Genomic DNA, 26,864 nt, shown 5'->3' with positions numbered 1-26,864 from the left:
GCGGCAATCTCCTTCGAGCGCCAACGAGCGACCGGTTGGATTGTTCCGGCCAGTCAGATCCAGTCTAGACATGGCATGCCCATGAAAAAAGCCCCGCCGGCTGAGCCGGCGGGGCCTTGTCCGAAAGCTGACGCGATCAGCCTTCACCGCCTTGAGGGAAAGCGGCTGTTTTCAAAACTTCCAGCGCGCCGCAAGGTTCCTTCCCTCTGGCAGGGCAATGGCATATTCTTGCGAAGATAGACCCTCACCCTGGCTTACCGGGGCGAGCCACGGGTCTCGCCCGTCCTTCGGCGCCCCACAAGGGGGCGGGAATGCCGCCCGATCAGAGCTTCAGCACCGCCATCGCCAGGCAACCGGCGACGACGCAGTAGATAGCAAAGGGCGTCAGCGTGCGCGTCTCGAAATATTTGAGCAGGAAGCGCACCGACAGATAGGCGCTGACGCCCGAACAGACCGCGCCGACGACGGCCGGCGCCAGTCCGACCGCGCCATTGGCGAACAGGTCCGGCACTTTCAGCACGGCGGCGGCGAAGATGATCGGCGTCGCCAGCAGGAAGGAATAGCGCGCGGCATTGTCGTGCGAGAGCCCGGTCACCAGGCCGCCGGCGATGGTCATGCCGGTGCGCGAGAAGCCGGGGATCAGCGCCAGGCATTGCGCCACGCCGATGAGGATGCTCTTGCCCCATGACATGTCGGCCAGCTTGCGGTCGTCATAGGCGCCTTCGGTGGTGGCGTGGCTGCGCAGCCATTCGACACCATACAGCGCGATGCCGTTGAGGATGAGCGCGCCTGCGATGATGTCGGCGGCGGAAAACAAATCCTTCAGCCGCTGCTCGAACAATATGCCCAGAATGCCCGCCGGTATGGTTGACACGATGATCAGCCAGCCGATGCGCGCATAGGTGTCTTCCTTCTTGATCTGGCGTTCGGCCAGCGAACGCAGCACGCCGCTGACGATCGCCACCCAGTCGCGCCAGAAGAAGCCCAGCAGCACAAGGGCTGTGGACAGGTGCGTGAGAACCAGGAAGGACAGGAAGGCATCGCTCGACTGGTCGAGATTCCAGCCGAGCAAGGCCGGGATGAGCACGCTGTGGCCTAGGCTGGATATGGGGAAAAGTTCCGAGAAACCCTGCAGCAATCCGAGAATGACTGCCTGAACATACGATACCATTTAATGCCTTTCCTTTTTTCTGCCTCCCAAAGCCCACGCCTCCCGGACATCGTGGACTTCTCGTTTTCCGACGGTTCGCCGTGCGGATCAGTTTCCCGTGGTTTTGATACGCGCGTAAGACACGGGCGGCGGCCGGCACTCTATTCAAGCCGGACAGGCGTCCGCAAGGTGCTCTGGTATCACGGCTCGCCGATGAGCTTGCAATGCAATGTGAGCGGCGCCTGTTGCGCAAGCGTCAGCGCGTCGTCGAAGAAGTCGCAGTCCAGTATGTTGTCGGGACCGCTGCGGCGCGCCGAATAGACGTTCACATTGACCATGACCTTGCCCTCGGTCAGCCATTTGACGTGGCCCCGTTCGAAGGCCTTGCCGGTGACGTCAACGGACGCAACCGTGCTGTCGACGGTGATCTCTTCCCTGCCGAGATCGATCTGCCCGACTTCGTTCGCTTTCTTGGCAAAGGCGGGTTTCGGGTCGCCATAGTAGGACGCGGCAACGACGATGCCCTCATGCAGCCGGGCAAGCTCGCTTGCCGCCTTGGCCGACAGCGACAGATCGATCCTGAAGCCGTAGCTGTCACCAGCTTGGGCAGCACTCGCGGACACCGTCAACAGGGCGACGAGCCCAACTTTCAACCAGCCCATGCCCGTCCCCTCCAGCCGCGATCCATCGCAATATGTTTTGGGCGCTTACAATCCTTGTACCGGCCCGGCTGTCATGGCGCCTCTCTTTTCCGTCTCGATTCGTGCATTTTTGCAAAAGCCCGAATCAGATTCATCGTATGCGTGGTCGCAGCAGCCCGGCAGCCATGGTTGCCAGGACTTTCCCGGATTACCCCCGGATATCGCATCGCCATCGACGCCGTCAGAGGATTTCTAGAGATGTTGCAGCTCAGGCATCTGGCGTTCGCGTCCTCGGTGGCCCTCATGATGGCGACGCCGGCAGCGCACGCGGCCGCCATGCCTCTGCCCCTGCCCTATAAGCCCACCATCACTGTGGTGGACCGCCTGGCCAATCCCGTGCCCAGCCAGGATGTCGGCCCGGGCGACGACCAGTCCGCCCAGCCCGATGAAGTCGCGCCCGACGACCTGCCGCCGACCGATGAAATCCTGCCGCCGGACGTCAATGACGAGAACAACACCGACATGATGCAGCCCGACGAGATGCCGCGCGATGGCGGCGACGCCCCAAGGCCGCCCGCCGTCTCCAACGACAACGATAACGGCCAGCTGCCGCAGGACCAGGACGACGGCAACTGAGGCAGGGCGATCTGTGGCGGCACGCCTGGCCTCGGCGCCGCATCGCACGATTTGATGGGGCTTCGCCGCCATCATCCTTTTTGGTTCCGTCTATACCGGTTGGCACTATGCCGTGGACGGCTATCTGGCGATCATCATCGTTTCGGCGCTGTGGTACCTGACCGGGCGTGCGATCTTGCCCGCCGCGAGCAACAGAGCCTAAAGCGCGCCGCCTCGTCCTGGCCAGTTCGGCAGGGCACCTAAACAGGAATGAGCCCGTGGCGGAGCATGATCTCCTTGGCCCTGGCCAGGTCCGGCTTGCCAGGAACGTTGATCACCTCTGCCATCTCCTCGAAGTAGCGGCGCGCTATGGTGCCCGGGGTCATCACCGCCAAGGTCCGGGACCTGCCCTCATGCAGGTTCTCGTGATGATGCACACTCCCGCGCGGGATGAACACGGTGTCACCGGGACCGAGCAGTTGCGTGCGGCCATCGGCGGTGACCGTCAGGACGCCCTCCAGTCCGTAGAGGGTTTCGTCGGCCTCCTGATGGTAGTGGGGGGCCGGTACGCGAGCGCCCGGCGGAATAACGCACTCGAACACCGTGGCGCCTTCCTCGTTGACAAGGAAGGTCAATTCCAATTCGCCGATCCGAACAACCTTGTCCGCACGCGCTTCCATTGTTCTGCTCCCTGATGTAAAATGACTTTACGAAATATCGTGTAAAGTGACTTTACAAACATGTCAACGCCCAATCTACTTGCGGATCGTCAGGCCAATGGCAAGGTGCCGGGCCAACCGTTTTTCGGCGCCCTCCTGCGCATGACCTGGGAGCACGTGCGCGACCATCTGTCCCGCGCTATCCGCGATGCCGGCTTCAGCGACTTGCAGGAAGCGCATTTTCCCATGTTCAGCTACCCGGTTCCGGACGGTATCCGACCGTCTGATCTGGCGCGCCAGAAGCGAATGTCGCGGCAGGCGATGAACTACCTGATCGTCCAGCTCGAGGACCTCGGCTATATCGAGCGGCGCGCGCCCGAAGGCGGCGATCGGCGCCTGATCTACCTGAGTGCACGCGGCAAGCAGGTCGTCGACGTGATCCTGGCCACCATGCGCCGGTTGCACACGCAATGGGCGCACGACATCGGCGAACAGCGCTTCAACGACTTCGTCGACGTGCTGAGGCAGCTGTCCACCCGGATGCAGGAAGAGAGCGCGGTCACCCAGGCTGCGGACCCATAAGCCGCGGCCGGGGCCGCAAGCGCTCCCTTGTCGACGCTCGTCCATAAACTGGGTGTGCCCGTAACGGTCCTTGGCGATGTTCCGCGACGCGTGACAAAACCGCAAGATCGGTCGAGCAAATTGTGGCCATGAGCGACTAGTTGAAGCCGCCACGGAGGACGGACGATGAAGGCGGCGCTTCAAAATCACCATGCCCGGATGCAACGGGTGCTGGACTACATCGACCGGCATCTCGACAGTGATCTGGACCTGGAAACGCTGAGCGGTGTCGCGGCCTTCTCGAAGTTTCATTTCCACCGGCAGTTTACGGCGACCTTCGGGTTGTCCGTGCATAGCTATGTCCAGCTTGCCCGTATGAAGCGCGCTTCGCACCGGCTGGCCTACATGGACGCCCAAAGCGTCACGGACATAGCGATGGATGCCGGTTACGATGCACCGGACGCCTTCGCCCGCGCCTTTCGGCAAAGGTTCGGGCAATCGCCTTCATCGTTCCGGAAGTCTCCCGATTGGGAGCCGTGGCATGCGGCCTTCGGGCCTCTCGACAACGCCAGGAGCAAGCTCATGCAGAAGACTTTTACCACTGACGACGTAACGATTCGCGATGTGCCCCCTACGCCGGTGGCGATCATGGAGCATCGGGGCGACCCCGCAACGCTCGGCGCCACCATCCAGCGGTTCATCGCCTGGCGCAAGGCCGCGGGTCTGCACCCCAGGACAAGCCCGACCTTCAATGTCTGGCGTTCCGAGCGGCGACCTACGCCGCCTGCCGATTATAGCATGGACCTTTGTGTCGGGACCGACCAACCGATCGAGGCGAACGGTGAGCAGATCAGAGCCGGCGAGATCCCTGGCGGACGCTGCGCGGTGCTGCGCGTCGTCGGCAACACCGACAATCTGGAGCCCGCCGCGCTCTACCTTTATCGCGAGTGGCTTCCGGCCAGCGGCGAGGAGGCACGCGACTTCCCGATCTATTGCCAGCGGCTGGGCTTCTTCGCGGAAGTGCCGGAGCACGAGGCGGTCGCGGACCTGTTTTTGCCGCTGAAATAACGCGCTGCGACGGCGGCCTGTCCCTTCCGATCGCAAGAAACGGACAGGCCGCTATCCACCCAATCCCGGCCTCTATGGGATCATGCTCTAATGGGCGACAGCGCCTGTGGACTGCCCTTTCTTGGCCAGCATCACAAGGAACGCGGCGGCGAACAACGTCGCTCCGAGAACGACGAATGTGTCGCTGTATCCCATGATCACAGACTGTTTCTGAACCGCCCTTCCAAGCGCCACGATAGCCTTCTGGCGGGCGGCGTCGAAGTCCGACACGCCGTGCGCCATGAAGTACTGTGTCGTCTGCTCGATGCGATCGCGGACCTCCTGGCGAAACACATTGATCGAGATGCCATTGATGTTGGAATGGAACTGCTCGCGCCTGGTGAATATCGTGCCCAGCATCGCCACGCCGACGGCGCCGCCAAGATTGCGCAACATATTGAAAAGACCGGAGGCGGCGGCTGATTCCTCCTTGGCGATTCCCAGCATCGCGATGCCGGTCAACGGCGCCATGGCAAAGGCTTGCCCGACCGCGCGCACGACATTGGGCACGAAGAACTGATCGCCGGCGGTATCAGGCGACATGGTCATGTTCATCATGCAACTGATGCCGAACAGGCCCAGTCCGAAGCTCACCAGAAGCCGCGTGTCGAAGATCTTCATGAGTTTCGGCACGAACGGGATGACGATGAGCTGCGGCAGCCCCGTCCAGGCCATGACGGACCCGATTTGCTGGGCATTGTAGCCCTGCGCCTGGCCAAGATATTGAGGCAGGAGAAAGACCGAGCCGAACAGCCCAAAGCCGAACAGCGCATTGGCCAGGGTTCCAAGGCCGAAGTTGCGTCTGGCAAGCAGCCTCAGATTGACGGCCGGATTTGCGACGCTGAGCTCGGTGACGATGAAGATGGTGAGAAATACCAGGGCCACCAGGGCAAGCTTGATGATGAAGGTCGAGCCGAACCAGTCGTCCTTGTTGCCTTCCTCGAGCACGGTCTGCAGGGCGCCAAGCCCGATCGCCATCGAGATGATGCCCAGCCAGTCGCCCTGCTTCAGCAGGTCCAGGCGCATTGGGGTTCTCTCCAGCGTCATCGAGAGAACCAGGACCATGATCGCTCCCGGCACCAGATTGATGAAGAAGATGTACTGCCATCCGAAATTCTCGGTGAGGTAGCCGCCGATCGTCGGTCCGATCGCCGGTGCGAAGGTTGCCGTGACCGCGAACATCGCCATGCCGATCGGCTGCTGCGCCTTCGGCAACTTGGTCAGTATCAGCGTGAACGCCATGGGAATCAGCACGCCGCCGGTAAAACCCTGGATGCCGCGCAGCACGATCATCTGCCCGAGGTTCTGCGCGAAGGCGCAACTCGCGGAAAACGCGATGAACAGCACGGAGTTCACCAGCAGGAAGATACGAAACGAAAACACCCGGCTCAGATAATCGCAGAGCGGGATGACGATGATTTCGCCAATCAGATAGCTGGTGGAAATCCATGCCCCATTGTCCACGCCAGTGCCAATGCCGCCCTCGATGTTCAGCAGCGAGGCATTGGTGATCTGGATGTTCAGGACCGCCATGAAGGCCCCGATCAGCCCCGCTGAAACCGTGATCCAGTCCCTGGCGCTGGCGGAATGTTCGTTGCCCGCGGCCGCTTGATGCGACATGGCGCGTCCTTCTCTCGATTGTTCGTGACCACTCGCCCGGTCAGTGAGCCGTCTTCACGGCTGGATCCTGGGTGTCGATCGTTGGCACGACCGACATGCCCGGACGCAGAATTCCGGCCAGGGGACTGCCCGCCTCCACCTTGATCTTCACCGGAACGCGCTGGACGATCTTGGTGAAATTGCCGGTCGCATTGTCCGGCGGCAGCAAGGCGAACTCCTGGCCACTGGCCGGTGCGACGCTGTCGACGATGCCTTTGAGGACATGGGCCGGGTAGCTGTCGACATCGATGGAAACCAGTTGCCCGGGCCGAATGTCGGTCAGCTGCGTTTCCTTGAAATTGGCGACGATGTAGACCGACGATAGCGGCACGACGCTCATCAATGCCGTGCCCGCCTGGACGAACTGGCCGACACGCAACGTCCGATTGCCGACGACGCCGTCGATCGGCGCGGCGATCGTCGTGTAGCTCACATTCAGCTCGGCCTGGTCTTGAACACCCCTGGCATGCTCCACGTCCGCCTGAGCCTTGGCGAGCTGTGCCTCGAGACTGGTGACTTGCTTTTCAGCGGCCGCCATGGCCGCCTCGTCACGCTGCAGCGTGGCTTTTGCGATCGCCAGCTTCGAGACGGTCTGCTGGGCATTCTGGACCGACCCGGAACCATTCTTTGCCAGCGTGGCGTATCTGACGTTCTCCTGCTCGGCGAATGTCAGGTTGGCCTGATCCAGCAGGACAGTCGCCCGCGCCTGGTCGATCAGCGTGGCCTGTTGGTCGATCGAGGCTCGAAATTCGGCGACAACGGCATTCGCCGCATCGACATTGGCCCGGGCCTGGCTAAGGGCGACCAGATAGTCGCGGTCATCGATCCTGGCGAGCGGCTGGTTCATCTTCACGGACTGATTGTCCGTGACGAGAACCTCCTTGAGATAGCCGGAAACCTTCGGCGCCAGGACGGTGGAATCGCTCTTCACATAGGCGTCATCGGTTGACACCTGAAAGCGGCCAACGGTCCAGTAGTCCCAGCCATAGGAGGTGCCACCGCCCAGCGCCGCCAGGGCAGCCACACCCAACAGCGCGCGCTTGAGCCAGGGCCGTCCCGGCTTTCGGATCGCGTCCGTCGCGGGAACATCCGCTGGCGCCCCAGAGTCGAGCCGGAGTGGTTCGTCAAGCCGGGGCGGCGCCTCGATCCTGGGCGGCGAGTCGAGCCGGCTGGGGTCTATGGTCTCGAGAAGCTTGAGATCGGGGCGGCTGACGTGATCGTTCATGATTGCCTCCACGGCTTGATCGGCCGCTTTGGTTTCGGCCTGATGTCGATTTTGGTAATAACTGTTACCACCTTGGTTGACAAATACGGTAACTTACCGTACCAGTCAAGCGGCAAACTGATTTGTCTCATTCACGAGGTTGAAATGGCCAGACGTACAACGACACGGCCGTCACCCGACCAACGCCGATCGGCGATGCTGGAAGCCGCCGCGGCTGTTTTCTTCGAACAGGGCTACTCCGCCACCAGCATCGACGCGATCATCGGCAGGCTGGGAGGCTCGAAGCGCAATATCTACAACGAGTTCGGCAACAAGGAGGGCCTGTTCACCGCGCTCGTATCAGAAACGTCCGACAAGGCCCTTTCAGCGCTGACGGCCGAGAGCATTGAAGGACATGACATCAGGGAAACGCTGCTCGAATTCGGCCGGCGGCTCCTGGCGATCTACATGTCGCCGACACTGATCGGCGTCTATCGAACGATCATGACGGAAGGGACACGGTTTCCGGATCTTGCCAAGGCTTTCTTCGACCGCGGCCCGGGTCGCGCCTCCGCCCGGCTCGGCGAAGTCCTCGAACAGGCCAAGGCGAGACATGAAATAGACGTCGATGATTGCAAGATGGCGGCGGATCTCTTCGTCGGCATGCTGCGCGACAATCACCATTTGCAGGTCGTGCTCGGCCTGCGGCCGCCCCCCGCCCCCGCCGAAGCCGAAACAATCGTCGTTTCGGCCGTCACGATATTCCTTTCCGGCATTGGACGCCGAAGCCCGACGCCTGCGTTGGCACATGACAGGCATGAAAAGCCCTGACGCCAGGAGGCGGCAATGAGGACCAGGCAAGACGAGCTAACACTCGAGGAAATGCTGTCCGATCCCATAGTCCTGCTGCTGATGCGCAGCGACGGGCTAAATCCCGACGATGTCCGCGCCGCCTTGGAAATGGCTGAAAAGACACAGCGTTCCCGCATGGCGGGCATTCGCGACCGCCGGCAGGCCGGGCAGAAAGTAGTCACAATCCGCTTTGGCGAAAAACCTTCGGCACCTCGAAGCTAGGATTCTCACGGGCCTGGATGGTGGGGCAATCGCATATGGCAGCGCCCGCCCCTCACTTCGCCGCTGCCCTGAAGCGCGCGGCGAAATCGTCGAGCTCCGGCCGTTCCATGTCGGAGATCGCCCAGTAGGAGAAGGCGCCGTCGCTCCAGCGCACCATCGAGAAGCCGCCGGCCGAAAGGTCCGTGGGCGCGGTGGCGGTGCCCTTGTCCTGCGGGGCTGCGACCAGCGTGATCAGGTGCTCGCGGTGGCGGTAGACCAGCGCCGGCACCGGCCGGTCGGCGATCACCTCGACCCGGCCGCCGACAAGCGCGTAGCCGTCAGCGGCAAGGTCCGGCGCCGGCGGCGACACGCCGATCCGGGCATCCAGCCACGGCTTGACCGTGTGCCGGTCGGACGAGGCAATGTCGAAGGGGCTCGAGGCAAGCAGGCTGCGGCGATGGCCGCCGGCCACGGCTTCCGCGAAACTGTCGGGCGCATTGCTGGTCATCACCCATTGCGTCGCGCCGCTGGCCAGCACCGCGGTGACCACGATCGATGCCGCCAGCGACCGCCATTCGAAGGAGCCGAAGCCGCGCCGCGCCAGCCGGGCTTGCGACGGCCTCGGCTGGGCGCTTTGCCTGCGCGCGGTCTGGCCAGGCAGCGCCGAGCGCAGGCCCTGCTGCACATCTTCCGCTTGCGCTGGCGCAGCCTGCGCCGGTGAGGCTTGCGCCGGCGCTACCGGAGCTGGTGCGACTTGGGCAGGAGCAGGAGTAGGAGCAGGCGCGGCCTGCGCGAACGCTGACGTGCCCTGCGCGGCGCCGATCGAGCCGATCGCCGCCATGCGCGCCATGAAATCATCGCTCACCTCGACGCGCGGCAACCGCGCGACCGCGCCCTGCAGGGCGACGATGCGGGCATGCTCGGCGGCAAGCTTGGGGTCCGCGGCTATGCGCCGTTCCACGGCCAAGGCCGCGGCCGCGTCGAGTTCGCCATCGACAAGTGCATGGATCATCAGCTTCATGCCTTCGGCATCTTCGGGCAGTCCATCGTCACGGGCGCTCATGGCGCTCTCCCAAGTTCAGTCATCAGCAGGCCACGCGCCCGCGCCAGCCGCGACATCACCGTGCCGATCGGCACGGCGAGCATGGCCGAGATCTCGCGATAGCTGAGGCCGTTGATGTCGCGCAGCACCAGCGTCTCGCGAAAGGGCTCCGGCAGCCCGGCGATCGCCGCTTCCAGCGTCGCCGTATCCGCCTTGGCGATTAGGCTCGCCTCCGGACTGTCCGTGTCCGGCATGCTGACGCCCTGCCCCGCCGCCATGTCGTCGAGATCGGCGAGATCGCCGACCGCCATCACGGCGCGCGGCCGGTTGCGCGCCAGCCAGGAATAGGCGGCGTTGCGCACGATGGTCAGCAGCCAGGCGCGGGCATTGCCGCCGGCATAGCTGGCGATGCCGGCATGCGCCTTGAGGCAGGCCTCCTGCACCACATCCTCGGCATCGGCCATGTTGCCCGTCAGCCAGCGGGCGAGCGAGAGCGCGTCGCCGAGATGGGGAAGCACCACCTCGCCGAAGCGCTCGGCCGCGGCCTTCTCGCTCAACACCGTTCCATCGCCGGGCACTCCGGACAGGATTTGCCGCGCGCCTTCAAGGGGCGACGGTGATCTTGCCCTGCATGTGCGGGTGAAGCCCGCAGAAATAGGCGAAATCGCCTGCTTTGGTGAAGGTGAAGGCATATGTGTCACCGGTGTCAAGCGCCTTGGAGCGGAACGAGCCGTCATTGGCGACGACGAGATGCGGGATGTCATCGTCATTCTCGAAGGTCACGGTGGTGCCGGGCTTCACCGTCAGCGCCGCCGGCGTGAAGGTGAAATTGTCGATCTTCACCACCGGCGCGTCGGCCGCCTGCAGCGGCGCCGGGGCCAGCACGGCAAGGCTGAGCGCCGCGAGAGGACCGACAAAAGGCCGGGTCGGAAAGCGGATCATGCTGTTGTCCCCTCACGCCAGGGTCGAGTCGATGATGGCGAGTTCCTGCCCGCCCTGCTTCACGGCGACGCTGGAGGTGCCCAGCAGGCCGCGCAACTGGCCGGCCGGCACCGTCATCGGTCCGGGCGACGCGGCCGTGCCGGGCGCCGGCTGCGGGAATGCGGTCGAACGCGCGGTGTGGAAGGTGACGTTGCCCTCCACCTTCTGCATGATCTGGTGGATATGGCCGTTGAGCACGGTGACCGACCCGAACCCCTTGAGCATGCTGAGCGCCTGCGCCGCATCATCCGTGCCCCAGCCCCATTCGGGATAGACGGCCCACAGCGGAATGTGGGCGAAGACGACGATCGGCGTCGATGCGCTGACCACTTTCAGGTCATCGGCCAGCCACGCCAGTTGCTCAGGCCCGAGATTGCCGAGCCCGCCGGCCTTGAGGTTGACGACGTTGACGAGGCCGACGAAATGCACGCCGTTCTGGTCGAACGAATACCAGCCGGCGCCCTTGGTGCCCTTGCCATAGCGATCGAGATAGGCCTTGCCGTTGCCGTCGTCGATGACATCGTGCTCGCCCGGCACATAATGCACGTCGAAGCCGGCGCCGCCGATGATCTGCGCGGCGTTGTCGAACTGCGCCGCCTTGGACAGATGCGTGATGTCGCCGGTGTGGATCATGAAGGCGGGCTTTTGCGGGAGCGCCTGGATCTTGCCCATCGCTTCCTTCAGCGTGTCGATGGCATGCGGGTTGGCCGCCTTGTCGAAGCCGATATGGCTGTCGGAAATCTGCAGGAAGGTGAAGCCGCCGGCCATCGCCTCGGCGGCCTGCGCCGCGCCCAGCAGGTTCAGCGATACGGGCACGCCGCCCGACATCGTCCACAGCACGCCGGTGCCAGCCCAGATCATGCATTCCAGCGCATGGCGGCGGCTTATGCCCTCGCCTTCGCCGTCGTCATCATGGTGGTGATGGGTCATGTCGATCTCCTCGACGCCGCAAGTGGCGTCTGATGAGGAGACAGGCGAAGGCGCAGGTTTATTCCCGGCGTTTGCGATTTGGCCGATCACGGGTTCGTGATCGGCCCGGCAATGTTTGCCGCCAGGGGCCAAGGCGGGTTCCGCCTTATGACCCTTGGTTTGAAAAGGCGAACCTGATCAAGGGGATAAAGGACTGTCCAGATTCAAACCCTGAGGCAGGCTTCCGCGTCTCGCCTTTCACGCTCACATGCAGTCCTGCATCGCGCGGGCGGACTTCTGGCGTGCCGCTTCGCCGACTACCGCCGCACCCGCGCCGGCGGCCGCACCGGCTATGCCTGATGCGGATCCGCCAAATGGTATCAGCCCGATAACGCTCGACAGCACGGCCGTTCCAGTTGCCGTTGCCTCTGCGTTTCTTGCCGCCTCCGCGCATTTCTGGCCGTTGCCCGGGACTTGCTGCCCCTTGCGGGCCTGCTGCTTCTGGGCCTTCTGAGCGCCGCGACCGCGCGGCGCGTCAGCCAATCCCAGTGCCTTTTGCCTGGCATAGGCTTTCTTGTTCGCGGCTCTTTGCGCCTCCGACATCTCGACATCGTCGGCCATGGCTGCCGAGGTGGGAATGATGGTGGCGAAGATGAGCGCACATGCAAACAAACGTTTCAACATGACCTGTTCCTTGTTGCTGGATCAGGTCCTGCTATTGGCAACGATACGGGAGTTCAAACCGGATCGATTACAGTTTGATGGCTATTGTTCCGCGCTCGCCCGCGCGGGATCATAGATATAGCCGTGCTTGCGCGCGATTTCCTTGCGCGCCTGCAGGAAGATACGGCCAATCTCGAAGAGGCGCTGTGTCGGCATCAACAGAAGGCGCCGGCGATCCTCTGGATCAGGGGTGCGGACCAGCGTGCCCGACGCCACCATGTCATCGATGTGCCGGCTGATCGTGACGTCGCTGGCGAAGGCCTTGAAGTAGGTTGCCACCTGTTTCAGCGTCAATATCTCGCCCTGCAACCATTTGTGGCCGATCAGGGTGAAGATCATGTCGGCTTCGAAGATGCTGCGCCAGGGATGCTTGAGAAACCCGCCCTTGATCATTTGCCGGCGAAACTCGGCCCGATATTCCAGCCAGGACACATCCGAGGCCAGCAGCGCGCGCTGCTCGGGGTCGAGCGCAACCGCCCCATGTTGATCGATAGAGAGAACGTCGTTCAATGTCCCTGCAGGACTGATCGCACTGTCCGAATTTTTCATCAGCCAATATCTTTCGTAAGCCAATATCTTCCATAAGATCGAAATTCGATATCGTGAGAATAAATCACTATATGTTTTGACCCTGAGCGGTTGCAATCGCCTGCTGTACTTTTCCCGATGTCTCCTGGATTGGTGAGATCAGCGTCAGGCAGGAACGTAAATCAACCTGATCACGCCCTCGCCGACGTGATCGGTGGAGACGAGGCGCAGTGGTGGCCGTGGGCCGGCGAAGAACGGCTTGCCGCGACCAAGCACCACCGGGTGCAGGTAGAGCCGGTACTCATCGACAAGACCAAGGTCGGTCAGGCTTCGCGCCAGCTCTGGTCCGGAAACGGCAATCTCGCCGGCGAGTCGATCCCGCAGGCCACGGATCACCGCCTCGATATCATGCTGGACAAGCGTGGCGTTGGGGCCGACTGACGTCAGCGAGCGCGACACCACCCATTTCGGCTGGCGCCGCCACGCCACTGCGAACTCGCGGCGCTCCGCGCTCCACTCGGGCTGGTCTTCGTCCCAATAGCGCATGATCTCGTACATGCGGCGACCGTACACACTGCCCGTCAGGCCGCGCACATGTTCTATCCAGTGACGAAAAAGAACAGGACCTACCGACATTTCCTCGTGGTCGACATAGCCGTCCAGCGACTGGTTCATTCCAAAGACAAATTTCGCCATGCCGAAAATCTCCACCGCAATCTATTCAGTATAGCGTGGAGAGACATTGCGCAAAAGTGAGATTGGGCGGGCGCCGCTTTGTCGGCGTGACGAACAGGCCAAAAGAATAGCAGAAGAATTGTAGCTAATTGCCACTTTGGCTGATGGCGACGGGTCGCTATTGGTCCGCACGGCATCCGCGCTCGGCCGGGCGGTGTGAGCGGGGCGCCAGACACACAATGGGTCTTCACCCTTCGGGCGCTTGCGTGCCCGTTGCCGGCGCGGCTTGGTCCGCGTCCGGCCAAATCGGGAGCATGGAATTGCAGGACGGAACTTTGAATCCCCTGGGGTCGGCGACCAGGACGCGTCTTCGGCATGCAAAATCACCTCTGGCCGGGGCGTCGATGATCGCGCTTGCCCTGCCCGAACGACACGCGGCGCTTTCGGGCACGCTTCCGAGGCGGGCAGCCTTGCCGAGGCTGGCACTCTGAAACTCGCGAGGACCGCAAGATCCGCCGATGGCGGCGACATTGGATGCTTCGCATCCGCAACAGAAAGGGTATTTCCGACCATGAAGACAAGATGGGCTTTCCCCGCCCTGCTCGGCCTGCTTTGCGCGGGCTGCAGCAGCAGCGATGCGCGCATGAGCGCGTTGCACGCCGACATGGCCGGGCGGTTACTCCCGGCACCGTCGATTTTGGTCGATCACGGTTATGTGATGATTTCAGCGCATGCTTATGCGCCAGTCGGCCGCCAAATAACTTGATGATGAGTGTCATATATTCTAGGCCGAATATATTCACGCACTCAGATGTCGAGGATCCACATGCTCCGTTGCATTCCAGGCGAAACTCCCGCAAGGCCCGTTTCGCTGCGGTCGCGGTCGACGCGCCCGGCCGGTGGCCGCCTTGCGGTCGCCCTGCTGGCACTGCTGCTTCCAGCCGCCCTGTCCGGCGGCGCGGCGGCGGGCGAGCCTGACCATTTGACGCTCTATGGCGCTCAGCATCCGCAGATGCTCGACATTCTGGTGCAGGGCTTCAAGGCGCGGACCGGGATCACCATCGACGTGCGCGCCGGCGATGCGCCGGAGATCGCCAACCAGATCGCCGAGGAAGGTACTTCCTCGCCGGCCGACCTCTACATCACCGAGAACTCGCCGGAACTGCTGCTGCTGGAGGAAAAGGGCCTGCTGGCCCCGGTCGACAAGGCAACGCTGGCCGAGGTGCCCGCACAATATTCGTCCGCGACCGGCGCCTGGGTCGGCTTGCTGGCCCGCGAGAATGTTCTCCAGTTCAACACCTCGATGATCAAGGAGGAGGCCCTGCCCGCCTCGCTGCTCGACCTTGCCAAGCCCGAGTGGAAGGGCAAGGTGGCCATCTCGCCGACCGACGCCGACTTCATGCCGATCGTCAGGGTGGTCGAGGTGCTGAAGGGCAAGGACGCCGCGCTCGCTTGGCTCAAGGGGCTGAAGGACAATGCGCAGGTCTATGACGACGACGAGGCTGTCGTCGCGGCGGTCGATCGCGGCTCCGTCGCCGTCGGCCTCATAAACAGCTACTATTGGTATCGCTTCCGCACCGAGGCCGGCGCCGACAAGATCAAGAGCGGCATCCATCATTTCGCCGGCGGTGATGCCGGCGCCCTGATCAACATTTCGGGCGCAGCCGCGCTGAAGGCGTCCAAACACCCACAAGAGGCGCAGAAATTCCTGGCTTACGTCGTCAGCAAGCAGGCCCAGCAAGCGCTGGCCAACAACGATATCGTCTTCGAATACCCGCTGGCCGCCGGCGTCGCCGCCAATCCGGCGCTCAAGCCGTTTTCCGAACTCCAGCCTCCATCCATCAACCTCACCCAGCTCGGCGATGATGTGGAGCCGGCGCAGCTGCTGCGCGACGCCGGCCTGCTTTGACTCTTTCCGGCACGATCGGGACACGGCGGCGACAGGCCGAGTCCCGGAGGCGATTGCCTCCGGGACTGTTGGCCGTGTCGGCGCTCGTCTCGATCGTCGTGCTGGTGCCGCTCGGCTTTTCGCTTGTTCGCGCGCTGAGCGTGGCGCCGGCCAAGGCGGCTGCGCTGATCTTCCGGCCGATCGTCGGCGAGCTGCTGATCAATACGGTTGCGATTGTCGTGGCCACGACGCTGGTTTGCGGCCTGGTCGGCCTGTTCGCCGCATGGACCGTCGAGCGTCACGACTTTTCCGGGCGGTCGTTGCTGGCAACGCTCTTTGCCGTGCCGCTAGCCATTCCCGCTTTCATCACCAGCTACGCCTGGGTGTCGATCAGCCCGCTGTTCGAACAGTTCGGCGGCGCGCTCGTGGTGCTGAGCTGCTCCTATTTCCCCTTTGTCTACCTACCGGTCGCGGCCGCGCTGCGCGGTCTCGATCCGACGCTGGAGGAAAGCGCTGGGGTGCTCGGCGTCGGGCGATGGGGCGTGTTCGCGCGCGTGGTGCTGCCGCAATTGCGGCCCGCCCTGTTCGGCGGCATGCTGCTGGTGGCACTGAACACGCTGGTCGAGTTCGGCGCCTTCACCCTGCTGCGCTTCCGCACCTTCACCACGCAGATATTCGCCGAATACAAGACCGGCTTCAACGGACCGGAAGCATCGCTGCTGGCCGTCATCCTCATCGCTTTGTGCCTCGTCTGCCTGTTGCTGGAAGCCATGCTGCGCGGCAGGACGCGCTATGCCCGGGTCGGCAGGGGCGGCAGGCGCGCCATGCGCACAAGGCTCGCCGGCTGGACAAAACCGCCGATCCTGGCCGCCTGCTGCCTGCTGGTGCTGATGACGATCGGCGTGCCCTTCGGCATGATCGCCTTCTGGCTGATGCAGCACAATTCGGCCGCCATATCGCCCGTGATAGCCTCACCCGAACTGCTTGCCGGCGCCACCCTGTCGTCGATCGCCTACGGCGTTGCCGGCGCGGCGCTGACCCTGCTGCTTGCCGCGCCGCTGGCTTTCCTGGCCAGCCGCTATCGCGGGCCGCTGGTAACCGTGATCGAGCGCGCGGCCTATCTGGCGCAAGGCGTGCCCGGAATTGTCATCGCACTGTCGCTGATCTCGCTCACCGTGCACAATCTTCGGCCCATCTACCAGACCTCGTTCCTGCTCCTCCTGGCCTATGCGATCCTCTTCCTGCCGTTGGCGATCGTCAGCATGCGGGCGACGTTTGCGCAGTTGCGGCCAAGCCTCGAGGACGCGGGCCGTTCGCTTGGCCTGTCGCGCTGGGGCGTGGCGCTGCGGATCGTCGTGCCGCTGGCGGCGCCGGGCATCGGCTCGGCCGCAGCGCTGGTGTTCATCTCGATCACCACCGAGCTGACGGCGACGCTCCTGCTGGCGCCGATCGGCGTCCACACGCTGGCCACGCAAATATGGGCCGATACCTCGACGCTGGCATTTGCCGCCGCAGCACCTTATGCCGCACTGATGACCGGCCTGTCCCTGCTGTCGACCTTTTTGCTGACCCGGCAATTCGGCAGGCTGGCCGTCACTGCGACGGAGTAGCCGATGGCGGAACTGATCATCGAGGGGTTGAGCAAATCCTATGGCGGCCGGCCGGTGCTGAAGACCATCGACCTCAGCGTGCGCTCAGGCTCGCTGGTCGCGATCCTCGGCGCCTCGGGCAGCGGCAAGACGACCCTGCTGCGCCTGATCTGCGGCTTCGACCAGCCCGACGCCGGCACCATCCGCATCGACGGCATCCTGATGTCGGGCGCCGGCGTGCACATGCCGCCCGAAGGCCGCAAGATCGGCTATGTGGCGCAGGACGGCGCCCTGTTCCCGCATCTGTCGGTTGCCGACAACGTGCTCTTCGGGCTTGCGCGCGGCGAGCGCCGGGACAGGCGGCGGCTGGCTGAGCTGCTCGCCATGGTCGGGCTGCCCGCCGGCTTCGCCGAGCGGACACCGGATCAGCTGTCGGGCGGCGAGCAACAGCGCGTGGCCCTGGCCCGCGCGCTGGCGCCGGGGCCACGGCTGGTATTGCTGGACGAACCCTTTTCCGCGCTCGACGCGGCACTGCGCATCGAAACGCGCAATGTCGTCATGGCCGCGCTGTCGGCCGCCGGCGCAACGGCGCTGCTGGTGACGCACGACCAGCCGGAGGCGTTGTCGATGGGCGATCCGGTGGCGGTGCTGCGACATGGCCGCATGGCGCAGGTGGCGAGCCCAGGCGAGCTCTACCGTGCACCGGCAGATGTCGACATCGCCCGCTTCGTCGGCGAAGCCATGATCCTTGCCGGCACCGCTGGCAACGGCAAGGTCACCTGCGCGCTGGGCAAGCTGCCGCTCGCCGCCGGCATGCCGGAAGGCAGCGTCGAGGTGCTGATCAGGCCCGAGCAGATACGTCTGGTGCCGTTCCGCTATGGTGCCGGCGTTTGGGCGAAAGTGAACAGCGTCAAATTCTTCGGTCCCGACGCCATCGTCCAGCTCACCGCCGTCCAGGACGGACTGACCCTGTCCTTCACCGCCCGCGTGGCCGGACACCGGGCGCCGCAGCCGGATCAGGAGGTAAGCGCCGTTGTCGAAGGCGAGCTGGTCACCTTCAAGAATTCTCCCGAAAGAACTTCTTCACGGTCTTGACCACGCCGGCGTCGGAGACGGCGTAACCGGGCAGCGCGTTGATGGCGCGGCGGTATTCGGTGCCGCTGATGATTTCGCGCAGCCGCTCCACCGGGCCCGAATTCAGGATGTTGCTGCGGCACAGGAAAAAATAGTCCTCGGTGATGACATGGACGAAGTCGAGGTCGAACTCGATCGCTGCGGCCTCGACGCCGAAGCCGGTGTCGGCCATGCCCCTGGCGACATGGGCGGCCACCGCCGCGTGGGTGAGCTCGACATTCTGGTAGCCGGTGATCCCGTCCGAATTGATCTTGCCTTGCGCCAGGAGTTGCTCGAACAAGAGCCGCGTGCCCGAGCCGATATCGCGATTGACGAAGCTGATGCCCGTCCCCACCAGCGACTGGATGCCGGTGATGCCAAGCGGGTTGCCGCGCTTCACGAACAGGCCCATCGCGCGGGTGACGAAGCCGAGCACGCAATAGACGCTCGGGTCCAGCCAGCGCTTGCAATCGGCGGCCGCGCGCTTGCGCAACTCGCCATGCGGCAGATGGATGGCGGCGAGTTCGCATTCCTGCGCGCGCAGCGATTCCAGCGAGGCCTGGTTGGTCATGTAGCGGACATCGATGTCCGCCTTTGGTTCCCGGGCCAGGAAGTCGCTCAGCTTGGAGATCGCAAAACCGTGGCTGGCGTGGATGCGCACGCGCGGCGGCACGTCGGGCAGCAGGCTTGCCAGCTCCATTTCCAGTTCCTGCGCGATGTTGTGCAATTGCGGCCCGAGCCGCGCCTTCAGATGCTGCTCGGCCCACACCAGCTTGTTGCCGAGTGCCGTCAGCTGCGTGCCCTTGCCCCGGCGCCGCTCGACCAGCGGCTCGCCGAAGAAGGCCGACCACTGGTCGACGAGGTTCCAGGCATGGCGATAGGACATGCCGGTGTGCTCGGCGGCGGTCGCCAGCGTGCCCGTCGACTTGACTTCGCGCAATATGCCCAGGATCACGCGCATCGAATGCGGCGACGTCTCGCTGGTGAAATGCCATGTCGCTTCGATGTTGATACGGACCATTTCACTCCTACCGGCCGATCCACGGTCACGCATATGCCACCGCCGTGACCGACCGAGGCCATCCATATCCGCCGTCTCCAACCTCTTGTCGCTCCCGGGCGATAAAAAATAGTCGACGGACAGGTGCGGCCGGAGCGGAAAATCGACGACAAATCGCACGCTATGTCATCCCTGCCATCACCAGCAATATGAAGTCCACGACATATTGATCTGGCTATAGCGGTTGTTTTGAAATGGGCCGATGGCGGCATGGGCCGGCTTGGCGCCTTCCGGACAAAATGGCGTTTGAATCGCATTTCAGCGCTTTCACGCCGCGAAGCCGCGCCTGCATGTCGCAATTCAGGCTTCGACGCATCCGGCACGAAAAAACGAAGGGAACCGGCGCCTACGAAATCCGCATCGATCGGTCGCGAAAAACAGCGCGCTGACCTTCCATTTCGCTGCCCGGATCACGCCGCAGCGGCACATTCTCACTGGCAGAACACATCATATTTACAGGCCTTGGCCGCTGCTCCTAAGCGTAGGGAAGCAAGTGGCCCCTCGTAGGCCGGCGCCATGGGAGAGAGACGATGAACGACATGACCGTGCGCGGAAAACAGGATCTCCTGATCGGCGGAAGGCGCGTCGCGCCGCTGTCGGGCCGCTATTTCGAGACGCTCAACCCCGCCACCGAAGAGGTGATAGCGCTGGTCGCCGAGGCCGGCGCCGACGATGTCGACGCCGCCGTCCGTTCCGCCCGCGACGCCTTCGAGGGCGCATGGGGCAATATGAAGGCCAGCGACCGTGGCCGGCTGATGCTGAAACTCGCCGACCTCATCCGGCAGTCGGAAGACGAGCTGGTGGCGCTGGAAAGCCTCGATTCCGGCAAGCCGGTCTCGGCCATCCGCCGCCAGGACCTGCCGGCTGTCATCGACACGCTGACCTACTATGCCGGCATGGCCGACAAGATAAACGGCCAGGTCATCCCCGCCCGCACCGATGCCCTGACCTATACGGTGCGCGAGCCGCTCGGCGTCGTCGGCGCCATCATCCCCTGGAATTTCCCGCTTATGATCGGCATGTGGAAACTGGCGCCAGCACTTGCCTGCGGCTGCACCGTGGTGCTGAAGCCCGCAGAGATCACGCCGCTCACGGCTCTGCGCATCGGCGAGCTGGCCCTTGAGGCCGGCTTCCCAGCCGGCGTCATCAACGTCGTGCCGGGCTTCGGCAAGATCGCCGGCCAGGCGCTGGTCGATCATCCCGATGTCGACAAGATCAGCTTCACCGGCTCGCCGGCGGTCGGCAAGCACATCCTGCGTGGCGCCGCCGGCAATCTGAAGCGGGTGACGCTGGAACTCGGCGGCAAATCCGCCAACATCATCTTCCCGGATGCCGATCTGGACGCGGCGGTGAAGGCGGCGGCATCGGGCATCTTCTTCAACACCGGCCAGGTCTGCTCGGCCGGATCGCGCATTCTCGTGCACGCCGACATCTACGATCAGGTGGTCGAGCGGCTGGCCGCCCGCGCCGCCTCGACCCGGATCGGCAATCCGCAGGAAACCTCCACGGCGATGGGTCCGCTGGTGTCGCAGGTGCAGATGAAGCGGGTGCTCGACTATATCGACATCGGCCGCAACGAGGGCGCCACCGTGGTGACCGGCGGCGGCCGCGCCGGCGACACCGGCTACTATGTGCAGCCCACCGTCTTTGCCGGCGTCGAGCATGACATGCGCATTTCCCAGGAAGAAATCTTCGGGCCGGTCGCGACCGTCATCAAGTTCACCGACGACGCCGATGCGCTGCACATCGCCAACGGCACGGTCTACAGCCTCGCCGCCGGCGTCTGGAGCACCGACATCGCCCGCGTGCATCGCTTCGCCCGCAAACTGAAGGCCGGCACCGTATGGATCAACACCTACGGCCCGACCGACATCCGCCTGCCATGGGGCGGCACGCGTGACTCCGGCTACGGCCGCGAGCACGGCGACATGGCCATCGAGAATTTTACCGAGCCCAAGGTGGTCTGGATCAACACCGGCCCCTAACGGTCGATACGAAACTTAGCCGGATAATCATCAACTGGCTCATGCTGAACCCGCCTCCGGCGGGGTCGGGAGAGCCATGCCCAATCGGAAGGGAATTGCCATGCGTCTTGCAATCATCGGACAACAGGCTTTCGGCGCCAGCGTGCTCGACGCCTTCCTGAAGCGCGGCGACGAGATCGCCGGCGTGTTCTGCGCCCCGGAAAAGGAAGGCGCGAGGCCCGATCCGCTGAAAGTCGCCGCACAGGAGCGCGGCCTGCAGATTTTCCAGTTCCCGTCGCTGAAAAGCACGCCGGCCCGCGACGTGCTGCGCGGGCTCGATGTCGATCTCGGCGTGATGGCCTATGTGCTGCAATTCGCGCCGCAGGATTTCGTCACCATACCGCGCTTCGGCATGATCCAGTATCATCCCTCGCTGCTGCCCAACTATCGCGGCCCGAGCTCGATCAACTGGCCGATCATCAAGGGCGACAGCAAGACCGGACTGACCATCTTCCGGCCCAATGACGGCCTCGACGAAGGTCCGGTCATCCTGCAGAAGACCGTGGCCATCGGCCCCGACGACACGCTGGGCAGCCTCTATTTCAACCAGCTTTTCCCGCTCGGCGTCGAAGCCATGCTGGAAGCCGCCGACCTCGTCGTGGCCGGCCGCCATCAGGAGATCGTCCAGGACGAGACCCAGGCCAGCTACGAAGGCTGGTGCCGCGACAAGGAAGCCCGCATCAACTGGCATGCCCATATCGACCACACCTACAATCTGATCCGTGGCTGCGATCCCTCGCCTGGCGCATGGACGATGATCGGCGACACCAAGCTGCGCATCTATGAAACGCGCAAGCACCCCGTCCGCCGCTTTGGCGATGTTGCCGGCAAGCCCGGCGAGATCGCTTCGATCGGCGAAAAGGGAGTCGAGATCATCGTCCAGGGCGGGAAGCTCGAACTGCTGAAGGTCCGGCCCGAGGGCGGCGCAAAAATGTCGGCGGCGGAGTTCTTCAAATCCCTCGGCGTCACGGTGGGCAGCGCCATCGCCGACCGCAAGACTTTTTCCGAAGCGGCCTGATCAGGGCCTCAAGCGATATCGCGAGGAGGGCTGGCAGGCCCTCGTCTCGCTCTGCTACCGAGACGTTCCACCTACCAGGCAGTGCAATCGCATAGGGCTGCGCTGCCCCTCACCGTCTGCTACGCGACCACCTCTCCATCTATGGCATGCACACATTTCCAAGCGGCTGGTCTTTCGCGATAGCGTGCATGGCAGCTTGGCGCATGCATTGTCTTATCCTGCGCTGGTCGACCCCCACTCCGTCTCGGCTTCGCCGAGCCACCTCTCCCCCGATCGACGGGGTAGAGGAAAGGCGCCAAGCTTTTTGCCGTCAACGCTCCTCCAGCAGCGCTCCCTTCCTTTCCCTCCGGAGGGGGGAAAGGTGGCGCTGCGAAGCAGCGACGGATTGGGGGAATCACGTGGCAACCAAGCCTCGGGCCGACCAGACCCGGCAAGTTAAGGTGGGGGTCCCTCTTCACAAGAATCTGTACACAATTGCCACCCTCAGCCCTTCGGCGGCGCCACCTCCCAGGGGGCAATCCAGTCGCCGGCGACGCGCAGCGCCACGCCGGCATCGTCCTCGATCAGCTTGCACACGGTCATTTCGCCGGCGCCCATGCCGTAGCGCGCGCCGGCTTCCTTGAAGCGGTCATGCGTGGCCCGCGTCAGTTCGTTGCGCGTGCCGGTTTCCGCCAGCAGCTCCTCGATCAGGCCGAGATCCTTCAGGCAAAGCGCGATCGGGAAGGACGGGTCGTAGTGTCCGGCAAAGATCGACGGCACGTCGTGCTGCAGCACGAAACTGTCGGCGGCACCGCCCTTCATCACCTCCCACCACACATCCGGCTCCAGCCCGGCGAGTTTGGCGGTGACCATCGCCTCGCCGATGGCGGCGGCGTGGATCTTCCACAGCTGGTTGTTGACCAGTTTGGCGACATAGCCATTGCCGTGCTTGCCGACGCGGCGGACCTCGCCCATCGCCTCGATCACCGGCCGGACGACCTCGATGTCGGCATCCTCGCCACCGACGAACATCGGCATGTCGCCGCGTATGGCGGCGTCCACCGAACCGGTCACCGGCGCATCGACGGGATGGCCGCCCTTGGCTGTGAATTCAGCCCCCAGCTCGCGCATCAGCTTCGGGCTGGAGGTGGTCAGGTCAATCCAGTATTTGCCCTGGCAATTGGTCGACAGGAAGCCGTGCGGGCCGCGCACCACCTGTTCGATCTCCTTTGGCCCGAACACCATGGTGACCACGACATCGCAGCGGTCGAGCACGTCGGCCGGGTGCAATCCCGCCTCTGCGCCCTTTTCCACCAGCACAGCCGTCGCCTCGTCGCGAATGTCGTTGACGACCATGGCAAAGCCCGCCCGCCGGATGTTGAGCGCGGCGTTGCGGCCCATCATGCCGAGACCAATGAAACCCACTTTCATGCAAGAACTCCCTCAAGTCCGCCGGACACGGCCAAGCTGGGGCATGGAACGGCACGGCGCAACTTTGGCCGGCGACATCCGATAGTCCGGAAACGCCCGGTGCATTTTGGCATCAAGCCTGGTCAGGATCGGACAGTCTCGATGCGGACCACGTCGCTTTCTCGATACCGGGCGACCGTATATGGCAGCGCACAGCCTCGTCGGCATGCGACGATTCCCGCTCGAACTGTGGGAAGACGCGACGTGCACAAGACCATCCCGACCCTCATCGGTTTCTCGGCCATCCTGACCTGGTCATTCCTGGCGCTGCTGTCGACCGCCGCCGGCCCGATCCCGCCCTTCCAGCTGGCGGCCATGACCTTCCTGCTCGGTGGTCTCGTTGGCGCCAGCAGCTGGGTCTTCCGCCCCGGCGCGATCCAATCGCTGCGACAGCCCTGGCAGGTGTGGGCGACGGGCACGGCGGGGCTGTGCATCTACCACTGCGCCTATTTCTTCGCTATCCAGTCGGCGCCGCCCGTCGAGGTCAGCCTGATCGCCTATCTGTGGCCGCTGCTCATCGTCGTCTTCGCCGCCTTCCTGCCCGGCGAGCGCTTGAAGGCCCACCATCTGGTCGGCGTGTTCCTCGGCCTTGCCGGCGCCATGGTCGTCATCACCAAGGGCGGCCAGGTCGGGCTGGCCAATGGGGTGATGACCGGCCATGTCATCGCTTTGTTCTGCGCCTTCATCTGGTCGGGATATTCGGTTGTCTCGCGCCGCTTCGGCCAGGTGCCGACCGATGTCGTGGCCGGCTATTGCTTCATCACCGCCGCGGTCGCCTTCGCCCTGCATCTGGCGCTCGAACCCACTGTCTGGCCACAGACATCGACGCAGTGGGCCGCCATCGCCATTCTCGGCGCCATACCGCTGGGCGCCGGCTTCTACGCCTGGGACTATGGCTGCAAGCACGGCGACATCATGATCCTGGGCGCCCTCTCCTACGCGGCACCCCTGTTCTCAGTCATCGTGCTCTTGCTGGCGGGCTTTGGCGTCTTCCACTGGTCGGTCGTGCTCGCCTGCGTCCTGATCACGGTCGGCGCCGTGGTCGCCGCCAGGGACCTGCTGTTCAAGCCACGGCAGGCCGTGGCAACGGCGACGCCGGGGTCGAATCCGTCAGCGCCATGATCGACGATCGGCTCAGAACTTGCCGCTGATGTTGAAGAACACGGCGTCGCCCTTCATCCGGTTCTCGGTCTCGACCTCATGTGCCCATCGCAGGTCGAAATCGACCTCGGTCGTCTTGAACTTGGCCTTGTATTTCACGAGTGGGCCGACCGCGATGGAACGACCCCTGAACCCGTCATGGGCATCGGCGAAGGGCCGCGATCGTCCTGGATCTGATAGAGAAAGCCGGCGAGCCCGCCGACCGAAAAGTTCTCGCTCAGGTTTTTGGCGACGGCCAGGTCCAGATGGGCAACGGCGCCGCTGTAATAGTCGGTGTCGTTGTTCTTGGTGTTGATGTCGATGCCGAGCTTGGCCGAGAGGTCGAGTCCATATTCGGGCACCAGCCGGGTGAAGCCGATCGCCGGCGTGAACGTCCAATAGTTGAGCCCGATGAATGCGAGGTCGCCGTTCTTCCATTCGCCGGTTGGCGCGGTAACCGTCAGCGAGGCCGAGAACCAGGTGTTCAGCGCATCATTGTGCCAGCCCAGCACGACAGGCGCGAAGGCGATGTCGCCGAGGGCCGCGACGTCCTGCTCGGTCCCGAGCGGACCGAGCGTCGCGTGCACTCCCGTCCAGCCGATAGGAACCACGGCCTGGACGGCATAGGTCCAGTTGCCGGGAAGATGCAACTCGGGCACATAGACCGCAGCGAGCGCGGTGGTCCAGATGTCGCCCTTCATCCCGAGAGCGACGGTGTTGTTGCCGATCGGCACCTCGCCGCTTGCCTCGCCATGATAGTAGACGTTGGAAATGCCCCAGTAGACGCCGGGCACGGGCGGCACGATGCCTGTCCCCGGAGCGGCGAAGCGCGGATCGACAGTCGGATCGTCGGTCTCAACGGCTTTGCATTTGAGGACGCCTCGTGGGCCGAACCTCGCCTTGAACTGCGGGTCCTTCGGATAATCGGGATTTTCCGGCTCTTCCTCCGCGTTCAGATAATAAAGATTGCCGAAGAACTCGTCGAACCCATGTACAGTCGGCAGGAATTCGTTGCGGTCGCCAAGATGGTTTTTGCCGAATTGTCCGGTCGCGTAGTCGAGTGCCTTCAGTGCCGTGGCTATGGTGATATCCTGCGGCTGAAGGCCAATGCCGGAGCCTGGAAGGCCTACCTTGGACATGCCTGTACGCAACGTCGCCTGCCCCGTGATAAAGGACGAGCGACCTGCCGTGCAGCTCTGCTCGGCGTAGTAGTCGGTGAACATCATTCCTTCCTTGGCGAGGCGGTCGATGTTTGGCGTGCGATAGCCCATCAGGCCGAACGTGTAGGCGCTGATGTCGGACTGGCCGATGTCGTCGCCGAAGATGACGAGGATGTTCGGCTTGCCGGCCGGCTGGGCGCTCGCCGGCGACACAGCGGGTGCCGACGCGAGCGCGGCGGTTGCCGCGGCCAGCGCCGTGCCGGCAAGAAGCACGTTCCGGCGGCTGATCTCCGGGCCCGAGCGCCCGGTCTGCGACGAAATACTTTTGCTCATGACTTCCTCCTCAAGGGGCGAGAGGGAGGGCTCTCCGATGTCGTGAAGGCTTCAGTGGGGTGCCCCTACCGGACGATGACCTAGAGGCCGCCGCAGCGGTAGTAGTAGGCGCCGTAGCAGCTAGCTAGCAGTACGCTCAGCCGGTAAGCGGTCCGGCGCACGACCCGCCACGTCGACGCCGGCATAGGACAGCGGCGTCAGAGTATGGCTGATCCGCGCCTCGGCAGGCGTTGCGAAGCCCAGCTTGAAGTCGAGGGTTCTGTCGGCGTCGCCAACCTAAACGCGGCGGCGGCCGCCCGATGCCGCGCACGGGATCGCAGCGCCAAACAGCAGGCGCCTTCTCGAAATCGACAACAACGACAGCATAGCGTCCCCTTTTCATCATTGCGGCAACCAGAGGTCGCAAGACCGAGAGGCATGGTAGCATCGCGCCGACCAATAATTCCGATAGAAACCCGCATGTCTGGCCGCCTTGCGTCGGGCAATACTCGCCGACCTACTTGCTCTGCCAGCAAGCAAGCAAAGAATTGCCGCCTCGTAGTCTAGAATAGCCGATCGAGAATTTCGCGCTATGCGATTTGTG

General features: G+C 63.8%; 27 protein-coding genes. 11 read left to right on the top strand and 16 right to left on the bottom strand.

Annotated elements, in window-relative coordinates; all coding sequences use genetic code 11:
- Positions 1-322: 322 nt before the first annotated feature.
- Together ABVQ20_RS00595 and ABVQ20_RS00590 are read right to left on the bottom strand one after the other, a co-directional pair.
- Complete coding sequence (locus ABVQ20_RS00595) at positions 323-1,171, bottom strand: undecaprenyl-diphosphate phosphatase (protein ID WP_354457562.1); 849 nt, start codon at positions 1,169-1,171, stop codon at positions 323-325.
- Between the two features lie 179 nt (positions 1,172-1,350).
- Entirely contained in the window at positions 1,351-1,812 is a 462-nt protein-coding gene (locus ABVQ20_RS00590; RefSeq protein ID WP_354457561.1) for a hypothetical protein, read from the bottom strand.
- 237 nt (positions 1,813-2,049) lie between these two features.
- Here ABVQ20_RS00590 and ABVQ20_RS00585 point away from each other — a divergent pair, with 237 nt between their 5' ends.
- Positions 2,050-2,427 (top strand): hypothetical protein, encoded by a 378-nt coding sequence (locus ABVQ20_RS00585; protein WP_354457560.1) that lies wholly within the window; start codon positions 2,050-2,052, stop codon positions 2,425-2,427.
- Positions 2,428-2,666: 239 nt separating this feature from the next.
- Here ABVQ20_RS00585 and ABVQ20_RS00580 read toward each other — a convergent pair whose 3' ends face one another.
- On the bottom strand, positions 2,667-3,086 hold the full coding sequence (locus ABVQ20_RS00580) for a cupin domain-containing protein (protein WP_354457559.1): 420 nt from the start codon (positions 3,084-3,086) through the stop codon (positions 2,667-2,669).
- 60 nt (positions 3,087-3,146) lie between these two features.
- Here ABVQ20_RS00580 and ABVQ20_RS00575 point away from each other — a divergent pair, with 60 nt between their 5' ends.
- Together ABVQ20_RS00575 and ABVQ20_RS00570 are read left to right on the top strand one after the other, a co-directional pair.
- On the top strand, positions 3,147-3,647 hold the full coding sequence (locus ABVQ20_RS00575) for a MarR family winged helix-turn-helix transcriptional regulator (RefSeq protein ID WP_354457558.1): 501 nt from the start codon (positions 3,147-3,149) through the stop codon (positions 3,645-3,647).
- Between the two features lie 165 nt (positions 3,648-3,812).
- The gene (locus tag ABVQ20_RS00570; protein ID WP_354457557.1) at positions 3,813-4,694 is read left to right on the top strand and encodes an AraC family transcriptional regulator; all 882 of its coding nucleotides are present in this window, start codon (positions 3,813-3,815) and stop codon (positions 4,692-4,694) included.
- A gap of 87 nt (positions 4,695-4,781) precedes the next feature.
- On the opposite strand, the gene ABVQ20_RS00565 is transcribed toward ABVQ20_RS00570, so the two are convergent.
- Together ABVQ20_RS00565 and ABVQ20_RS00560 are read right to left on the bottom strand one after the other, a co-directional pair.
- Positions 4,782-6,353, bottom strand: a complete 1,572-nt coding sequence (locus tag ABVQ20_RS00565) for a DHA2 family efflux MFS transporter permease subunit (protein WP_354457556.1) — start codon at positions 6,351-6,353, stop codon at positions 4,782-4,784.
- Positions 6,354-6,393: 40 nt separating this feature from the next.
- Positions 6,394-7,617, bottom strand: a complete 1,224-nt coding sequence (locus ABVQ20_RS00560) for an HlyD family secretion protein (protein ID WP_354457555.1) — start codon at positions 7,615-7,617, stop codon at positions 6,394-6,396.
- 144 nt (positions 7,618-7,761) lie between these two features.
- Here ABVQ20_RS00560 and ABVQ20_RS00555 point away from each other — a divergent pair, with 144 nt between their 5' ends.
- Both ABVQ20_RS00555 and ABVQ20_RS00550 read left to right on the top strand, forming a co-directional pair.
- On the top strand, positions 7,762-8,427 hold the full coding sequence (locus tag ABVQ20_RS00555; protein ID WP_354457554.1) for a TetR/AcrR family transcriptional regulator: 666 nt from the start codon (positions 7,762-7,764) through the stop codon (positions 8,425-8,427).
- A 15-nt stretch (positions 8,428-8,442) separates the two neighbouring features.
- On the top strand, positions 8,443-8,670 hold the full coding sequence (locus ABVQ20_RS00550; RefSeq protein WP_354457553.1) for a hypothetical protein: 228 nt from the start codon (positions 8,443-8,445) through the stop codon (positions 8,668-8,670).
- 52 nt (positions 8,671-8,722) lie between these two features.
- On the opposite strand, the gene ABVQ20_RS00545 is transcribed toward ABVQ20_RS00550, so the two are convergent.
- The 7 genes from ABVQ20_RS00545 to ABVQ20_RS00515 all read right to left on the bottom strand — a co-directional run bounded on the left by ABVQ20_RS00545 (position 8,723) and on the right by ABVQ20_RS00515 (position 13,528).
- Positions 8,723-9,712 carry an anti-sigma factor family protein gene (locus ABVQ20_RS00545; protein WP_354457552.1) on the bottom strand — a complete coding sequence of 330 codons (990 nt, stop codon included), beginning with the start codon at positions 9,710-9,712 and terminating at the stop codon, positions 8,723-8,725.
- The gene (locus ABVQ20_RS00540; protein ID WP_354457551.1) at positions 9,709-10,248 is read right to left on the bottom strand and encodes a sigma-70 family RNA polymerase sigma factor; all 540 of its coding nucleotides are present in this window, start codon (positions 10,246-10,248) and stop codon (positions 9,709-9,711) included. Before ABVQ20_RS00540 ends, ABVQ20_RS00545 begins: the two co-directional genes overlap by 4 nt.
- 46 nt (positions 10,249-10,294) lie before the next feature.
- Complete coding sequence (locus ABVQ20_RS00535; RefSeq protein ID WP_354457550.1) at positions 10,295-10,633, bottom strand: cupredoxin domain-containing protein; 339 nt, start codon at positions 10,631-10,633, stop codon at positions 10,295-10,297.
- Between the two features lie 12 nt (positions 10,634-10,645).
- Positions 10,646-11,602, bottom strand: coding sequence for a metallophosphoesterase family protein (locus ABVQ20_RS00530; RefSeq protein WP_354457549.1), 957 nt, complete (start codon positions 11,600-11,602; stop codon positions 10,646-10,648).
- Between the two features lie 243 nt (positions 11,603-11,845).
- Positions 11,846-12,265, bottom strand: coding sequence for a hypothetical protein (locus ABVQ20_RS00525; RefSeq protein WP_354457548.1), 420 nt, complete (start codon positions 12,263-12,265; stop codon positions 11,846-11,848).
- 81 nt (positions 12,266-12,346) lie between these two features.
- Positions 12,347-12,853 (bottom strand): MarR family transcriptional regulator, encoded by a 507-nt coding sequence (locus tag ABVQ20_RS00520; RefSeq protein ID WP_354457547.1) that lies wholly within the window; start codon positions 12,851-12,853, stop codon positions 12,347-12,349.
- Between the two features lie 144 nt (positions 12,854-12,997).
- Positions 12,998-13,528: a dihydrofolate reductase family protein gene (locus ABVQ20_RS00515; RefSeq protein ID WP_354457546.1), complete on the bottom strand. Its 531-nt coding sequence runs from the start codon at positions 13,526-13,528 to the stop codon at positions 12,998-13,000.
- An 805-nt stretch (positions 13,529-14,333) separates the two neighbouring features.
- Here ABVQ20_RS00515 and ABVQ20_RS00510 point away from each other — a divergent pair.
- The 3 genes from ABVQ20_RS00510 (at position 14,334) to ABVQ20_RS00500 (ending at position 18,079) form a co-directional block, all read left to right on the top strand.
- Complete coding sequence (locus ABVQ20_RS00510; RefSeq protein WP_354457545.1) at positions 14,334-15,416, top strand: extracellular solute-binding protein; 1,083 nt, start codon at positions 14,334-14,336, stop codon at positions 15,414-15,416.
- 74 nt (positions 15,417-15,490) lie between these two features.
- Positions 15,491-17,005: an ABC transporter permease gene (locus ABVQ20_RS00505; RefSeq protein ID WP_354457544.1), complete on the top strand. Its 1,515-nt coding sequence runs from the start codon at positions 15,491-15,493 to the stop codon at positions 17,003-17,005.
- A 3-nt stretch (positions 17,006-17,008) separates the two neighbouring features.
- Complete coding sequence (locus ABVQ20_RS00500; RefSeq protein ID WP_354457543.1) at positions 17,009-18,079, top strand: ABC transporter ATP-binding protein; 1,071 nt, start codon at positions 17,009-17,011, stop codon at positions 18,077-18,079.
- Here ABVQ20_RS00500 and ABVQ20_RS00495 read toward each other — a convergent pair.
- The gene (locus ABVQ20_RS00495; protein WP_354457542.1) at positions 18,042-19,118 is read right to left on the bottom strand and encodes a substrate-binding domain-containing protein; all 1,077 of its coding nucleotides are present in this window, start codon (positions 19,116-19,118) and stop codon (positions 18,042-18,044) included. The genes ABVQ20_RS00500 and ABVQ20_RS00495 overlap by 38 nt on opposite strands.
- Before the next feature lie 569 nt (positions 19,119-19,687).
- Between ABVQ20_RS00495 and ABVQ20_RS00490 the strand changes: the two genes are divergently transcribed.
- Both ABVQ20_RS00490 and ABVQ20_RS00485 read left to right on the top strand, forming a co-directional pair.
- Positions 19,688-21,142 carry an aldehyde dehydrogenase family protein gene (locus ABVQ20_RS00490; protein ID WP_354457541.1) on the top strand — a complete coding sequence of 485 codons (1,455 nt, stop codon included), beginning with the start codon at positions 19,688-19,690 and terminating at the stop codon, positions 21,140-21,142.
- A gap of 100 nt (positions 21,143-21,242) precedes the next feature.
- Entirely contained in the window at positions 21,243-22,199 is a 957-nt protein-coding gene (locus ABVQ20_RS00485; RefSeq protein ID WP_354457540.1) for a methionyl-tRNA formyltransferase, read from the top strand.
- Positions 22,200-22,682: 483 nt separating this feature from the next.
- Here ABVQ20_RS00485 and ABVQ20_RS00480 read toward each other — a convergent pair whose 3' ends face one another.
- Positions 22,683-23,609, bottom strand: a complete 927-nt coding sequence (locus ABVQ20_RS00480) for an NAD(P)-dependent oxidoreductase (protein ID WP_354457539.1) — start codon at positions 23,607-23,609, stop codon at positions 22,683-22,685.
- 243 nt (positions 23,610-23,852) lie between these two features.
- Here ABVQ20_RS00480 and yddG point away from each other — a divergent pair, with 243 nt between their 5' ends.
- Entirely contained in the window at positions 23,853-24,770 is a 918-nt protein-coding gene (yddG, locus tag ABVQ20_RS00475; RefSeq protein ID WP_354457538.1) for an aromatic amino acid exporter YddG, read from the top strand.
- 12 nt (positions 24,771-24,782) lie between these two features.
- On the opposite strand, the gene ABVQ20_RS00470 is transcribed toward yddG, so the two are convergent.
- A complete protein-coding gene (locus ABVQ20_RS00470; RefSeq protein ID WP_354457537.1) occupies positions 24,783-24,908 on the bottom strand; it encodes a hypothetical protein in 126 nt (41 codons plus the stop codon).
- On the bottom strand, positions 24,905-26,281 hold the full coding sequence (locus ABVQ20_RS00465; RefSeq protein ID WP_354457536.1) for a transporter: 1,377 nt from the start codon (positions 26,279-26,281) through the stop codon (positions 24,905-24,907). Before ABVQ20_RS00465 ends, ABVQ20_RS00470 begins: the two co-directional genes overlap by 4 nt.
- Positions 26,282-26,864 lie beyond the last annotated feature (583 nt).

Source organism: Mesorhizobium shangrilense, assembly GCF_040537815.1.
GTDB classification, from domain to species: Bacteria; Pseudomonadota; Alphaproteobacteria; order Rhizobiales; family Rhizobiaceae; genus Mesorhizobium; species Mesorhizobium shangrilense.
The sequence above is the reverse complement of the archived record's forward strand: the minus strand, read 5'-3'. Positions and strand labels throughout refer to the sequence as shown.